The sequence below is a fragment of the Mammaliicoccus sp. P-M58 genome (assembly GCF_022386165.1).
Classification (GTDB): Bacteria; Bacillota; Bacilli; order Staphylococcales; family Staphylococcaceae; genus Mammaliicoccus; species Mammaliicoccus sciuri.
The window spans coordinates 66,735-82,179 of sequence record NZ_JAJNJI010000003.1 but is presented as its reverse complement, the minus strand read 5'-3'; the positions used below and the strand labels follow the sequence as shown (position 1 = coordinate 82,179).

14 protein-coding genes are annotated in these 15,445 nt (G+C 31.0%); 6 read left to right on the top strand and 8 right to left on the bottom strand.

Annotated features, from left to right (window positions below; genetic code table 11):
- Together LQ694_RS04090 and LQ694_RS04085 are read right to left on the bottom strand one after the other, a co-directional pair.
- Positions 1-747 (bottom strand): transcriptional regulator, SarA/Rot family, encoded by a 747-nt coding sequence (locus tag LQ694_RS04090; RefSeq protein ID WP_196968375.1) that lies wholly within the window; start codon positions 745-747, stop codon positions 1-3.
- A gap of 19 nt (positions 748-766) precedes the next feature.
- Positions 767-2,773 carry a helix-turn-helix domain-containing protein gene (locus LQ694_RS04085; protein ID WP_196968374.1) on the bottom strand — a complete coding sequence of 669 codons (2,007 nt, stop codon included), beginning with the start codon at positions 2,771-2,773 and terminating at the stop codon, positions 767-769.
- Positions 2,774-3,260: 487 nt separating this feature from the next.
- Between LQ694_RS04085 and LQ694_RS04080 the strand changes: the two genes are divergently transcribed.
- Positions 3,261-4,040: a CHAP domain-containing protein gene (locus tag LQ694_RS04080; protein ID WP_196968373.1), complete on the top strand. Its 780-nt coding sequence runs from the start codon at positions 3,261-3,263 to the stop codon at positions 4,038-4,040.
- Positions 4,041-4,082: 42 nt separating this feature from the next.
- Here the strand turns inward: LQ694_RS04080 and nhaC are convergent, their stop codons facing one another.
- Positions 4,083-5,483 (bottom strand): Na+/H+ antiporter NhaC, encoded by a 1,401-nt coding sequence (gene nhaC / locus LQ694_RS04075; protein WP_058612298.1) that lies wholly within the window; start codon positions 5,481-5,483, stop codon positions 4,083-4,085.
- A 379-nt stretch (positions 5,484-5,862) separates the two neighbouring features.
- On the opposite strand from nhaC, the gene LQ694_RS04070 reads away from it, so the two are divergent.
- The 3 genes from LQ694_RS04070 (at position 5,863) to LQ694_RS04060 (ending at position 8,490) form a co-directional block, all read left to right on the top strand.
- Positions 5,863-6,423 (top strand): CHAP domain-containing protein, encoded by a 561-nt coding sequence (locus LQ694_RS04070; protein ID WP_048541175.1) that lies wholly within the window; start codon positions 5,863-5,865, stop codon positions 6,421-6,423.
- A 144-nt stretch (positions 6,424-6,567) separates the two neighbouring features.
- Complete coding sequence (locus LQ694_RS04065) at positions 6,568-6,966, top strand: DUF4870 domain-containing protein (RefSeq protein ID WP_058591191.1); 399 nt, start codon at positions 6,568-6,570, stop codon at positions 6,964-6,966.
- A 231-nt stretch (positions 6,967-7,197) separates the two neighbouring features.
- Positions 7,198-8,490 (top strand): cation:dicarboxylate symporter family transporter, encoded by a 1,293-nt coding sequence (locus LQ694_RS04060; RefSeq protein WP_049320138.1) that lies wholly within the window; start codon positions 7,198-7,200, stop codon positions 8,488-8,490.
- A gap of 42 nt (positions 8,491-8,532) precedes the next feature.
- Here LQ694_RS04060 and gmpC read toward each other — a convergent pair whose 3' ends face one another.
- The 3 genes from gmpC to LQ694_RS04045 are packed head-to-tail and all read right to left on the bottom strand — an operon-like array spanning position 8,533 to position 11,085.
- A complete protein-coding gene (gene gmpC / locus LQ694_RS04055) occupies positions 8,533-9,375 on the bottom strand; it encodes a dipeptide ABC transporter glycylmethionine-binding lipoprotein (RefSeq protein WP_239771824.1) in 843 nt (280 codons plus the stop codon).
- 31 nt (positions 9,376-9,406) lie between these two features.
- Positions 9,407-10,066 (bottom strand): methionine ABC transporter permease, encoded by a 660-nt coding sequence (locus LQ694_RS04050; protein ID WP_048541180.1) that lies wholly within the window; start codon positions 10,064-10,066, stop codon positions 9,407-9,409.
- Positions 10,066-11,085 (bottom strand): methionine ABC transporter ATP-binding protein, encoded by a 1,020-nt coding sequence (locus tag LQ694_RS04045; protein WP_196968371.1) that lies wholly within the window; start codon positions 11,083-11,085, stop codon positions 10,066-10,068. The genes LQ694_RS04050 and LQ694_RS04045 overlap by 1 nt, the downstream gene beginning before the upstream one ends.
- A 261-nt stretch (positions 11,086-11,346) precedes the next feature.
- Between LQ694_RS04045 and LQ694_RS04040 the strand changes: the two genes are divergently transcribed.
- Positions 11,347-11,658 (top strand): DUF485 domain-containing protein, encoded by a 312-nt coding sequence (locus tag LQ694_RS04040; protein ID WP_048541184.1) that lies wholly within the window; start codon positions 11,347-11,349, stop codon positions 11,656-11,658.
- Entirely contained in the window at positions 11,655-13,202 is a 1,548-nt protein-coding gene (locus LQ694_RS04035) for a solute symporter family protein (RefSeq protein WP_058611436.1), read from the top strand. The genes LQ694_RS04040 and LQ694_RS04035 overlap by 4 nt, the downstream gene beginning before the upstream one ends.
- Positions 13,203-13,406: 204 nt before the next feature.
- Here LQ694_RS04035 and LQ694_RS04030 read toward each other — a convergent pair whose 3' ends face one another.
- Positions 13,407-14,534, bottom strand: coding sequence for an FAD-dependent monooxygenase (locus tag LQ694_RS04030; protein WP_196968370.1), 1,128 nt, complete (start codon positions 14,532-14,534; stop codon positions 13,407-13,409).
- Positions 14,535-14,640: 106 nt separating this feature from the next.
- Entirely contained in the window at positions 14,641-15,408 is a 768-nt protein-coding gene (locus tag LQ694_RS04025) for an N-acetylglucosaminidase (RefSeq protein ID WP_048541187.1), read from the bottom strand.
- Positions 15,409-15,445 lie beyond the last annotated feature (37 nt).

Here is a 15,445-nt window from a genome sequence, read left to right as displayed (position 1 = left end):
CTATTCTACCATAGCTAAATTTTGTGCACCATTTTTAATGTTTTGTGCTTTTAGAATATTTTCTATCATTAATTTAATCATTTTTTCTTTGTATGGCTTAATAGAAACTAATACAATTCTTTCATCGGTATCAGCTCTATCTTTATCAAGATAGTTTAATTGCACAAGGGCTTTTATGGATTTATTGATTTTTACTAAATCCCATCCAAATTGCTGTTTAATATCTTTTAGTGTTCGACATCCATTCTGAGACATCTGTATAAATAATAAAATCATAAATTGATCGACATTTATTCTATATTGATGATGGATATTATGATGGATTTCACTAATCATACTATTAACCTCTATAGCATAATCAATACAATAATTTGAATTTACATGTGTAGATATGTCATTTAAATTACTCTTAAAGTCCAGTTCTATTTGATTAATTAGTTGAGAAATTTTCATTTTGTGACGAGTTTCTACTATTATAATAATTTTTCTCTCATCTTGTTTTAGTCGTTCTTTTTTATAATAATTTAAATCATGTAAATAGGATATGACATGTGTTAACATCGTTTGATTAATACGAAGTACTTCTTTAAAATCTAAAGCTGTAAATTTCTTTTTCTTCTGATTATCGTTAATAAATTTCAATATTTTTAAATGATAAATATTTAATGCGTAATTTTTCTTTAGTATTTTCTTCACCTGAAAATTTAAATAATTAAATTTCAATAATTCGTTCTTATGTTCAATCATAGCTCAATACCACCTTAGTTTATTTTCGTTTTATATAGATATGTTTAATGACATCCGCTGAAGAATCATAATCTATTACTAATTTTTTTGATTCTTTTTTAAAATTTATTGTATTTATCTTTTTATTCGTTTCTTCATTAAACTGCTGATTAATTGCCTTATTACGCTTAATAAAAATATCGTGAATTCTAAACTCAAATTCCTCGATGTTTAAACCAGTAATATTTAGTTTTTGCTGCAGCTTATTAAACAGTTTATTGTTCGGAAAGATTAATAGCTGATATTCATTTAAATAATGCGTTATGAGGATACTGCCATTAAAAAATATGATATTTCCTCTTAATCTTTTTAAAGTTAATATTAATTCGAATAACTGATACTGACTTTCTTTATTTAACTGTAATTCTTTTATCATAAGGTGACTGCTCTGTGAAGGTATCATACTATCAATCCAAGTATCATCTATAATAATTGAAATTCTTTGCTTATATTCTAAACACCATTTAAATGTTTCAATAAGTGAATCAATTCGATTAGGGGTTGTCGGTTGATATAAGATATTTATCGAAGAATTATTCTTTAATATAGTAGTTATTTCTCTATCGGAGACTAATTCATGGTAAACTTTATAGGCAATTTGTTTATTTCCTTCTATTATATTTGTCATTCGGTTAGTTAAGTATTTATCCCGATTATTTAATATTAATGTTACTTTTGAATCTTTTAATGTGTCTTTTATTATTTTATAGATATGATTATATTGGTAAAATGTCATATTTAAATAGAAATGAAATTGTCGCTGTCCATAGTAGTATGTACAATCGATTAGATAATTTAAAAGTTTATTTAAGTCTTCTTCAAACGCCTCTAGATTTTTATTTCTAGACAACTTTAATTCAAATGAAATTTCAAATTGATGCTCTAAAGAAAATGAAAACATTTGATGCATTAATCTATTTTTCTCAAAATTAGCTTCATTTAAAAACTCATCAAGTAATGAATGCGAGAATAATAAACCATATTGCCCAATTTCTCTCCTCATCGTTAAAAGTTTTGATTGTTGAAAATTATTTGTTAGTGCCTCAATGTTTCTGATATATATTAATAAGTTTGATGATGGCATATTTGATGTTAGCTGTGAGTCTATATTAATATCTAAACTAATAAAATCTACAAAATTGTTTGTCAAAGCTCTAATTTCCTGAGATATCTTATTAAAATTTTCAAGAAGATTCGAGCGCTTATTATTAAATGGATAATACTGATCATTTGTGAGTTGCTTTCGATATTTCGCTGGTGTTATATGATATTTATCTCTGAAACTTGCTATAAAGTTTGATTCGTAAGTAAAACCATTATCACCTGCAATTTGCGTTATAGACTTCTTTGAATAAATCAAGTCAAATATGGCGTAGGATAAACGAATATTTTTTCTAAGTTCTCTATATTTCATATCTGTTATTTCTTCTAGATTTTCTGAAAACCATCTCACTGATAAAATACAATTCGTCGCAACTTCAGCAATATATAACTTCTCTTTATAATGTTCATACATATAATTGATTGCTTTATGTATATCATTATTTAAAAAATAATCATGATTTTCATTTACAATTCTATATAATCGCAATGTCATCATTAATTGCTTAATTACATCAAACATATTTATGTCCTTGTCTTTTTTATATTTAATATAATTGGCGAGTACCTTATTCATGTAAAATCTAATAACATTGTAATCAAGTTTATCTACATCAATATAGTACTTTTTTTCGAATTGAAAAAAATAATCAAGTTCACATCTTGATAAATATAAACTAGCTATAACTGTATCTTCATTAGAATAAATACGATATTGTTCTAAATCATTTATGATAAGAATGTCATTTGCTTGATATACTTTACGTTTACCATTGATATATATTTTACTACTTCCTTCTATTACATATAGCAGTATTAACCCCATATTAAAATCAGATTGAATATTTAATGGTTGATAAATCTTAAAATTACCATCATACAACATGTTAAACACCCCAATTCCTTATGAAACATCTTTATTTACTATTTATGATAATTATAATTCAACAAATATTACTAAAAATACTTTATTCTTGACTTTTTATTATGAAATTTTGTACTTATTTTAATCCTTCAGATGCAATATTCTTTTGTTTATTGGATATAATTTTTCATAGTATTATCCAAAGTCAATTATTTTATTATGTCTTAAATATTACAAACGTGTAACAAAGAATCGAGTTCAATACTTAAAAGTACTTAAAAACGTTGGTATTACAACGTTCTTTATTGAGTGTAAAATGTTCGGAATTATTACATGAAATCTTTAGATATTTAAATTAAATTACAAAGCTTTAACATTCAACACAAACTAAACGATTTCTGATAAAGTAGATTTTGTTGATTAACAGCGGAGAAAAAACTTATTAGAAAAAAAACATAAAACATATACGAAAAATTATTTTTAAATTATCTAGGAGGATTTATTTATTATGAAGAAAATCGCAACAGCAGCAATCGCAACGGCAGGAATTGCAACATTTATGGCACATGACGCAGATGCAGCAGAAAATACACAAGGATATAATCCAAACGATCCATATTCTTATTCTTACAATTACACAATTGACCAACAAGGTAACTACCACTACACATGGGAAGGTAACTGGAATCCATCATCTCATTATGGTAACCAAGCTCAACAACAAGTAGCATCTAACACTGCTTCATCAAATAACGAAGCAGCTTCAAATACAAATTATTCACAACCAGCATTCAATGTTGCACCAAATGGTGGTGGTTTAGGAGATTCACATAACACATCTTCAAATCAAAACAATGTTCGTGTAACAACTACACAAGCACCATCAACTAGCAACAATACAGCAACTACATCAAACTCAAGTTCAAATGTAAGCACTACAACTACATCAACTTCTCGCCCATCAACTGGTGGAGGAGCTAACTTATACACTGCTGGACAATGTACTTACTATGCATTCAGCAAACGTCCTGACTTAGGTAGTACTTGGGGAAATGCTAATAACTGGGCTAGTGCAGCAGCACAATCTGGTTACACAGTAAATAACAACCCATCTGCAGGTTCAGTATTACAAACTACAGCTGGTGGTTATGGTCACGTAGCTTACGTTGATAAAGTAAACTCTGACGGTTCTATCCAAGTTTCTGAAATGAACTACCAAGGTGTAGGTGTTGTTTCAACTCGTACTATCTCAGCTTCAGCAGCTGGTTCATACAACTACATTCACTAAGATGAATATAAAAAAAGAGCAATCGCTATGATTGCTCTTTTTTTATGCATTTGTTTTTACTTTTTTAATACCGATACCTGTTATACCATAAAACGCTGCAAAGATTACACATAAATAACATGGAACAGCCCACCAGAAGAAATCTCCTAATGAAACATGCAATAAATCTCGATAGTATATACCTGAAGTTCCCCAAGGAATAAATGGCAACACCATTGTTCCGCAATCTTCTAGCGTTCTTGATAAGTTCACACGATCTAAATTACGCTCATTATACATTTCCATTAACAGTACACCTATCATAATAATCACGACAGATGCAACACCAGCTGCAAAAACGAGTATTAAACTTCCCGCTATCGTAACTAATATCAGATGTGAATCTTTAGAAACTTTACTAGATATTGTCGTTAAAATAACTTTTAAACTGCCAGATGCTTCTACAATACCCGCAAAAGCATAACCACAAAAAATCGTTACAACAATTTCAGTCATACTCATAATGCCACCACGTTTTAACAGTTCTACCATTGAACTTGATGCATCATTTTCAGATAAGCCTGTCATATTGATGTTGAAACCTTGCATCGTTACATTAAATGCATCTACAATTTCAAATCCATTATTAAACACACCTACAAACATTGCGACTAAACTGGATAATAACATCATCGGTACAGTAGGTTTTCCTATACTAATACCTAATATGATAACAATGACTGGTATCCATACCCAAAAATTCAAATTAAAAGCTGTATCAATATTACTCAATAATTCATTTATTCTTTTGCTTTCTACATTTTTAGCATCAAATTGCAAGCCTGCTATAAACCATACAACGAGACCAATAATTGATGCAGGTATCGTCGTCCACATCATATGTTGAATATGCCTAAAGATATTTACTTTCGTTACTAATGCAGCTAAATTAGTTGTATCTGAAAGTGGTGACATTTTATCTCCAAACACTCCACCAGCTATTACAACACCTGCAACCATACCTATCGGAATATTCATCTCATTAGCAATCGCCATTAAAGCTATACCGGCAGTACCTACTGATCCCCATGCAGTACCTGTTGCGACAGATGTAACGGCTGTTATGACAAATGCAGTTACTAAAAAGTATGTCGGATTAATCGTTTCTAAACCATAGTAAATTAAAGCAGGTACAGTGCCTGAATACATCCACGTACCTATTAAAATACCGACTGCAAATATTATGTATATAGCTGGCATTGCAGTTGCTAGCCTCTTTGTAATGCCATCTTGCAAGTCTTCCCAAGTTAAGCCTACTCTAATGGCTATAAAGCTCGCATAAACAGCCGCAATAATTAATAATGGCTGAATTGGATAATGTAAAATCCCAAAACCAATCAATACGACTAACCCCATAAATAAAATTGTAGAAATTGCTTCAAATAAAGTTGGTAATCTCTTCATATAATGCCCCCTTCCATATACTTAGAAAAGTAATCATATTATTTTATATATAAAAAAGTAGTCGCAAATGATTTGCTAACTACTCTTTTTCAATGATTTAATCCTTAATACAAATATTACAAGCTAATGACATTAATTTTCTAAAAATTCACCGTAAAACCTTATATTATCGGTATATTTTCTATATTACTGTTTGTCATAATTGGTCAAAAATATTACTAAAATATTGTATCTGATTATGATTAAGTAACAACTGTATGAAAACACACACAAACATAAAAACATCTGTTAAAGTATTATTTGTCGTCGGAAAACGACACAAACAAAACTAAAAATTTAAATTTAAAACATATACGAAATTTACGGAGGATTATTTATAATGAAAAAATTAACAGCATTCGCAGTATTATCTACGGGACTAGCAACAACAGTAATTGGAAATGGTGAAGCTTCAGCAGATACTTTCGATAACGCCCAAGCTCCAATTCAAAACCAAACTCAAACTCAAAACTTTAACTATACTAATAATTATAGCCAAAATTACAATACTTCAAACATGAGTCAATCATTTACTTCATCAGTTACTCAAACTGCAACTCAAACTTCAAGTTCATCAGCTAACTTATACACTGCTGGACAATGTACTTATTATGTATTTGACAAAAAGCAAGCAGATGGAGACCCAATTAGCTCAACTTGGGGAAATGCTAACCAATGGGCAGCAAATGCAGCAGCAGATGGTTACACAGTAAACAACACACCTAAAAAAGGTTCAATCTTACAATCAACAGCAGGTGCTTACGGTCACGTAGCATACGTTGAAAATGTAAACTCTGACGGTAGTGTTGAAGTTTCAGAAATGAACTACCAAGGTGAAGGTGTTGTATCAACTCGTACTATCTCAGCTTCAGAAGCTGGTACTTACAACTACATTCACTAAGATTAATATAATATATCTAAAAAGGAGACCAGGCATATCATTGTCTAGATCTCCTTTTTTATTTATAAAATAATTAATTTATATTATTGATTGGCTACAGCGATAAAAAATTGTATACTTAAATTAAGTTAGGAGGGATTATACATGAGTGAAAACGAACAAAATCCATTTCAACAAACTTCAACACATTCAACATATGAAGATGTATCACAACACATAGATACAACTGATGATGATAGATTATTCGGTATGCTTATATATTTAACAAGTTTCTTTGCTTCATTTTTTGCGCCACTTATCATTTGGTTAATTAAAAGAGAGAACTCTCCATTCGTTGATAAAATTGGTAAAGATTATTTAAATTTCTTTATTTCATATACGATTTGGGGACTTGTTGCTTCCCTATTATGTTTAATACTAGTAGGTTTTATTTTAATACCAATATTAGCTATTTTAGCTTTTGTCTTTACTGTTATTGGTGCTATCAAAGCATACAATGGAGAAACTTATTTACCACCATTATCAATCCGTATGATCAAGTAACACTTTCGTTTTTTGAAAGTGTTATTTTTCTTTTTTTGGGTAAAACTGATTAAATACGAATATTTAATTTTATGATAGAATGATGTATACTCTTATAATCTTAAGAGTACCGTATTTTATGAATCCCCTTTTTAAACGTTATTTGTGCACTTCCATTTTATGGAAAGGCATAATTTTTTTTGTACTTTATTACTACAGTGCTTTAAAGGAGGAGTTTTTTTGGATCAAAAAATTAAAAAACCGAGAAGAAGATATATAAGCTTACCGACACAAATATTAATCGCTTTAGTATTAGGTGTTGTAGTAGGATACTTTTTACACGGACAAGACCATTTGATTAAATTCATTCGACCTATTGGAGATATCTTTTTAAACCTTATTAAAATGATTGTTATTCCAATTGTATTCTGTTCACTAGCATTATCAATTTCAAACGTTGGTGATATGCATACAGTTGGTAGATATGGTTGGAAAACAATTTTATACTTTGAAATCATCACTACAATTGCAATTGGATTGGGAATTATATTCGGAAACTTATTCAAACCTGGATTAGGGATTGACGCAAACAAATTACCTAAAGGTGATATTTCTAAATACGAACAAACTGCCGATGCTGCAGAAAAATCGACTTATGGTAACCATATGATAGATACAATAGTTGGCATCATACCTACAAATATATTTGAAGCTTTAACAGCTGGAGAATTACTACCTATTATATTCTTTGCAGTATTCTTCGGATTAGCAATCGCTGCTGTTGGTGAAAAAGGTCAGCCAGTTAAAGATGTATTAAGCGGAACATTAGAAGCTGTATTCTGGATGATACATAGAATATTACGATTAGCGCCTTACGGTGTATTTGCTTTTATCTGTGTAACGATTATGACATTTGGATTATCTGCTTTAATTCCATTAGTTAAGTTATTAGCAGTTGTTGTAGGTGCAATGGTATTCTTTATTATTGTTGTATTAGGGATTGTCGCAAAAATTTGTGGCATCAGCGTATTCTCTATTATTCACATATTAAAAGACGACTTATTGTTAGCGTTCTCAACTTCAAGTTCAGAGACAGTACTACCATCAGTAATGGAAAAAATGGAAAAGTTCGGTGCACCAAAAGATGTTGTTTCATTTGTTGTACCAACAGGATATACATTTAACTTAGATGGTTCAGCCTTATACCAATCAATCGCAGCATTATTTGTTGCACAGATGTATGGTGTCCATTTAACACTTGTTGAACAGTTAATATTAATGTTTACATTGATGATTACATCTAAAGGTATGGCTGCTGTTCCTGGTACTTCTATAGTTGTTCTTATTACAACATTAGGATCTATGGGATTAAATCCAGAAGGACTTGCATTAATTATCGGTATAGACAGACTATTAGATATGACAAGAACATGTGTCAATGTTGTAGGTAACGCACTATCAACAGTTGTTATCTCTAAATGGGAAAACAAATATGACCATGCAAAAGGACAAGAATACTTAAAATCATTGAAAAAAGCATCATAAAAAAAGATTCGGCTAAGGGGAGCCGAATCTTTTTAATTTAGTTTATTTTAGTGAATCCACAATTTCTTTAATTTCATCTTGTTTTAAATCTACAACAATTTCTCCGTCTTTAATATCTTCTTTTAAAGCATCTTTAGCCTCTTCTGAATGATATAATTCCGCAATTTTCTTGTATGTTTTATTATCTTTGTCTTTCGTATTTGCTGCGATAAAGTTGATATAAGGTTTCGCTGCATTAGCATCTGGATCTTCTAAGAATATAGGGTCTTTCTTTGGATCTAATCCTGCTTTTGAAGCTACACCATTATTAATAACAGCAATATCCACTTCATCTAATGCTCTCGCTGTTTGTTGTGCATCTACTGCTTTAATGTTTAAATTCTTTTTATTTTCAACTATGTCTTTAGGTCCACCACTTAAACCGAAGTTCTTATCTAATTTAATGTAACCTGCTTTTTCTAATAATTTTAACGCTCTTGCTTGGTTTGAAACATCATTTGGAATCACGACTTTCGCACCATTTTTCAAATCTTTTACATCTTTTAGTTCTTTAGAATATATACCTAACGGTGCAAACACTGTTGTTCTAATAGGTGTAATGTCTGTATCTTTATTTGCTTTCTTAAATTGATCTAAAAATGCGAAATGTTGGAAGGCATTTAAATCAATGTCTCCGTCTGATAAAGCTTTATTTGGAACATTGTAATCTGAAAACTGTTTAATTTCGACATCAATGCCATCTTTCTTAGCTAATTCTTTAACTTTATCCCATACTGCTGTGTCATTCGACGCGATACCGATTGTGACTTTTTTGTCGTCTTTCTTATCTCCACATGCTGCGAGTAATAAGACTAATGCTACTAATAATGTTAAGACTTTTTTCATTTAAACTTCTCCTTTATATTAAAATGTTTATTTAACTTCTACGTACTAATCTAGATAATACATTACCTAGAGATTGAATAACTTGTACCATAATAACAAGTATAATAACGGTAATAACGATGACGATTGTATCAAATCTTTGATAGCCGTATGCGAGTGCTAAGTCACCTATTCCGCCGCCACCAACTGCACCGGCCATTGCTGTAGCGCCAATTAAACCAATAATTGAAGTTGTTAATGCTAAAATTAATGAACCTAATGCTTCCGGTAATAAGAAATATCTAATAATTTGAAATGGTGAAGCACCCATTGAATGAGCAGCTTCAATAACTCCAGAATTAACTTCTAATAATGAGTTTTCTACTAATCTTGCTATATAAGGTGCAACATAAACAGTCAGTGGTACAATTGCTGCAGATGTACCTATTGAAGTACCTACAATTAATTTAGTAAAAGGTACAATCGCAATTAATAAAATAATAAAAGGTAATGATCTGAAAATATTAATAATTGGGTTGAGTAAATAATAAATAATGACATTTTCCCATATACCATTTTTTCTAGTAATCACTAACAAAATACCTAATGGAATACCAATTAAGGCACCTAATACAAGTGATACAGTTACCATGTATAAAGTTTGATATATAGAATCTAACAATAGTGAAGAATCTAATGATGATCCGAACATTATGCACCAACCTCCTCAAATTCTATATTTAATGAATCTAAATGGGCAAAGCTTCTTTTAATTGCACTGTCGTCACCTTTCAAACGTAACGTTAAGTACCCTACAGGTGTGCCTTGAATATCTGACATTGAAGCAAACAATACATTAATTTGAACTTGATATTTTGTAATTAAGTCATTAATGATAGATTGTGTCACTTTATCTCCATCTATGTATAATTTAATGTCTGTTGCTTGATGATCAGTTGGTATTAATTTTCTTAAATTAGGTGATATATCTGTTGTAATAACTGTAGATACAAAGTTCTTCGCTGTTGCTGTTTTAGGATGGCTGAAGACATCTAATACAGGTCCAATTTCGATTACTTTACCATTTTCCATCACTGCGACTTTGTTACAAATCTTCTGTATCACACTCATTTCATGTGTAATCAGTAGAATTGTGACACCAAACTCTTCATTGACACTTTTCAATAATTTCAATATAGAATCTGTCGTAGCCGGGTCAAGTGCACTTGTTGCTTCGTCACATAATAATATTTTAGGATCTGTCACGAGTGCTCTTGCAATAGCCACTCTTTGTTTTTGTCCGCCAGATAATTCATTTGGATATTGCTTCCCTTTATCCTCTAGACCAACAAACTTGAGTAGTTCATCTACTTTAGCTTTAATTTTATCTTTACTTGTACCTTGCAAAATAAGCGGCATCGCAACATTATTAAACACTGTCTTAGAATTTAATAAATTAAAATGTTGGAATATCATGCCGATATTTTTCTTAACACTTTGTAATTCTTTCTTTGAATACTGATTGATGTCATGGCCATCTACAATGACCTCTCCCGTTGTTTTTTCTTCCAATACATTAACAAGTCTTATTAACGTACTTTTTCCTGCTCCACTATATCCAATTACGCCAAAAATATCTTGTTCTTCGACTTTAAAACTGACATCATTTAAAGCTTGGATTTTAGAATTCTTTTGCTGGAAAATTTTATTTACATTTTTAAATTCAATCATCGTATTTATCCCTTCCGAATTCTTATTAATATGATAAGAATTATATGGGTGTTTTCTTTTATCGTCAATACTTATAATCAAATTTTTCTAAATATTCATTTATCTATATTGTATTTTTTCTCTTTAATGATTGATTAACATTTTCTTAATGAATTTTTATTAATGTAAGCGCTATCAATAATTTATTGACAACTTTGTGAACAACAAATAAAATGAAACTTAAGATGTATTTTTACATCTACAAATAAGGGGGTTATAAGTATGGCAGAGCATGATTTCAAGCGTTTAGCAGCAGATCCAAAGTTTAAAGAACTTCTGAAAAAAAGAAATAATTTCATATTTCCTATCTCTATATTCTTTATTATTGCAACGCTCCTATTTCCAGTATTGACTGGTTATACAAACATCTTGAATAATATTGCATTTTGGAATATCTCTTGGGCATGGATTTACGCTTTATTATTATTCATTATGGTTTGGACACTTGTCACTTTGTACATGCGAAAAGCGAAGTCTTTTGATAAAGATGCAGAGGAACTATTAAAAGCATATAGAGAGGAGCAAAACTTATGAATGTCATCGTTGTCGTTATGTTTTTAGTATTTGTCGGGATCACATTGTTTATTACATATTTTGCATCTAAAAGAACGCAATCAGCAAATGACTTCTACACTGCTGGTGGTGGCTTAACAGGTTGGCAAAATGGATTGGCAATTGCAGGTGATTATTTATCTGCCGCATCATTTTTAGGTATAGCAGGTGCCATCGCATTATGGGGGTTTGATGGTTTTTTCTATAGTATCGGTTATTTAACAGCTTATCTTATTGTGTTATACATTGTAGCTGAGCCGTTAAGAAATCTTGGTAAATATACTTTAGCAGATATGATTGCAGCACGATTTGAATTGAAAAAAGTGAGAGCAATGGCTGCAGTTTCTTCTATTACAATAGTTATTTTCTATATGCTTGCACAACTCGTTGGTGCAGGTGCACTTATTCAATTACTATTTGGTATACCTTATACACTCGCTGTTATTCTAGTTGGTATTATGATGACCATTTATGTATTATTTGGTGGTATGACAGCAACAAGTTGGGTACAAATGGTTAAAGCGGTATTACTTATGATTGGTACTGTGATTATTTCATTTTTAGTGTTATTACATTTTGACTTCAACCTTTCTACGATGTTTGGTGAAATGCATAACGTTAAGTCATCTGATTTCAAAGGTGAATTTATTAATCCAGGTTCACAAGGTAAACCACCGTTAGATAACATCTCATTAATTATTGCGTTATTATTTGGTACAGCTGGATTACCACACATATTGATGCGATTCTTTACAGTTAAAGATGCTCAAACGGCAAGATCTTCTGTTATGTGGGCAACATGGATTATCGGTATCTTTTACATTTTAACGATATTTCTTGGATTTGGCGCAGCAGCATTATTAACACGTGAAGAAATTATTAGCGCCAACCCTGCTGGTAATATGGCAGCCCCATTATTAGCAGCAAAATTAGGCGGAGATTTCCTAATGTCATTTGTTTCAGCCGTTGCATTTGCTACGATATTGGCAGTAGTAGCAGGTTTAGTATTAACAGGCGCGTCTGCATTCGCCCATGATATTTACGGGCAAGTCATTAAAAAAGGTAAAATAAGCGAACGTGAACAGATGAAAGCAGCAAAATTAGCTTCATTAGCAGTTTCAGTCGTATCCATTATATTAGCCTTATTTGCTCAAAATTTAAACGTAGCATTCTTAGTATCATTAGCATTTTGTGTCGCAGCAAGTGCAAATTTACCAGTCATTGTATTTACGATATTTTGGAAGAGATTTAATACACACGGTGCCATCACAGGAATAGCTGTCGGCTTAATCGTGTCACTTATACTCGTTATATTAAGTCCAAATGTCATGAATCCAGAAGGAACAGCATTTATTACAATGTCGCCAATATTCCCTTTATCAAATCCTGCAATCATATCAGTACCAGCAGGCTTTATTGGAGCATTTTTAGGAACATTCCTAGGTAAATCAGAATCACATGATAAATTCCAAGAAGTACAAGTTAAATCAGCAACAGGTATATCAACTTCAAATATTACACATTAAAAATTAGTAATGTTGGTGAAGTATTTAGGGACAGAATTCCGAGTAATGTCCCTAATTAGACGATCCTAACTACCACTTCTTAGAATTCTGGTAATTAGACAGTTCTTACTACCATTGCTCGGAATTCTGGTAATTATCACAACCAGCTAACTTATTAAATGTCAAAAACCGCTTAGACATCCATCGTGTCTAAGCGGTTTTTACTTATTTTAATTTTGCTTTTTGTAAGAACTTCACTTTTTTACTAAGTGATTTTGAAGATTTTTGCTTGAGCATTTTATTTCTTATTTTAATTTTTAAAGTACTTGATGATTGTGCTGCTTTACCGATTTTTCTTGATTTTATGATGACTTTTTTTGTATGTTTCGTTCTTAATTTGTCATATCGTTTTAATGCTGATTCTATATCTCGATCGTTTATTAAATTAACTAATGTTACGGCGTCTTCTATTGCTTGGCCTGCACCTTGTCCCATGTTCGGTGTTGTTGCATGTGCTGCGTCACCTAATAGAACAACTCTATTTGAAACGAATGATTTCAATGGTACGAGGTCATACATATCATGATGTAATATGCCTGTTTCTTCTTGTGCATCTAATACGGTTCTTACTTCATCTGGGAATTGATTGAAGTATGCTTGAAGATGTGGTTTCTCAAATGACTTAAATTGCAAATCATTTTCTTTAGCATTCATTGTGCAGAACCAGTATAATTCGTTGTCTTTTAAAGGAACTATGCCAAATCTTCCTTTATGTCCCCAATATTCTAATGTAACGTCTTGTTCAATATTTAACTTCTCATTTACAATGCCTCTGAAACAAGTGTATCCAGCATACTTAGGTGCTGATTTCGGAAAAAGTTGTGTTCTTACTTTTGAATGCATACCATCTGCTGCAATTACTAAATCAAATTGTTCTTCTAAACCATTTGTAAAATAAAGTCGTACATCGTCAGCTGTTTGTTTAAACGTTTTAACTTCATGATTTAAATAAATATTATCTGATGGTACATGTGTTTTTAAGATTTCATGTAACACTTTTCTATGAATCGTAATATTTTTATGTTCATCTTGATCCATCATTAATGAATTTAAAAATTCATCTAAATCAGATCTAATTTCTATTTTTCTTAATGGTTGGCCTTCTTGCTCAATTGCATATGCCATTTTATATTGTTTTAATGCTTTAAGGACATTACTTCCAATGCCTAAACCGGCGCCATCTTGTTCTAAATTGCCACGTTGTTCATAAACATAAACTTCATGTCCCGTTTGACTTAGTAATCCAGCAGTCGTTAATCCACCGATGCCTGCCCCAATTACAGCAATTTTCATTTTGTTCACTACTTTCTTTGAAATAAAAATTTGATTATAAACTTTATTTTAACACGAATCCTTACATATCTTTACCCCTAGTTCAATATTGAACTAGGGGTAACCTTTATTTGTAATAGTCTTTATGGACTTTTGATTTCTTCAAATTATGGTCATCATAATAACCTTCCATAATTTTACCGATACTTGTTGCCCAATTCACATCTGTTGCATATAGATGTTGTCCAGGATTATAAGGGTTCCATCTCATTTTATATAATGTGTCTTGCCCATTGTTAAGATAGTCCTTTTTAATAAATTCTGCGCCTCCATTTATAGCTTTTTCTGGAGAAGTCCAACCTTTCTTACGCGCATAACTACTACCCGTTTCTACAGCATCTTGATCAAATGCCCCAATCCCATAGAAATTATAGAATGTTTTACCGTTGGACATTTTGACACCACTTGCCAATTCAGAATTACCATTTCCAGTTTCGATAAAAGCATGACTCATCAAGTAGATGATATTGACATCATATTTTTCTTGGGCTTCTATAAAAGCTTTTTCTTTACCTTTTAATATGCCTTTATCTTTTAAAATGTCTTTAACTTGTTTTTCTGATACATCTACTTTTTTAGATATATCTATGAATTGAAAGTCTGTCTGACTTTTGTCAATATCCATAAATTTATCTATATCTTTTTTATCAGCATACACGAATTTATTATCCTTTTGTGTAACAGCTGGTGCATCACTTTGCGTTTGAATTTCGAGCGCTTCTTCATAAGTATGTGTTTGATGATTTTTAAAAAAAGGAGACTCAAAAATAAATAATAAAACAATAAATATAATAATAATTGTGAGCCCTAAAATTAAAGAAAACCTTTCTCTCAAAAAGTTAATAATATTCACACCTTTTCTATTTGTATAA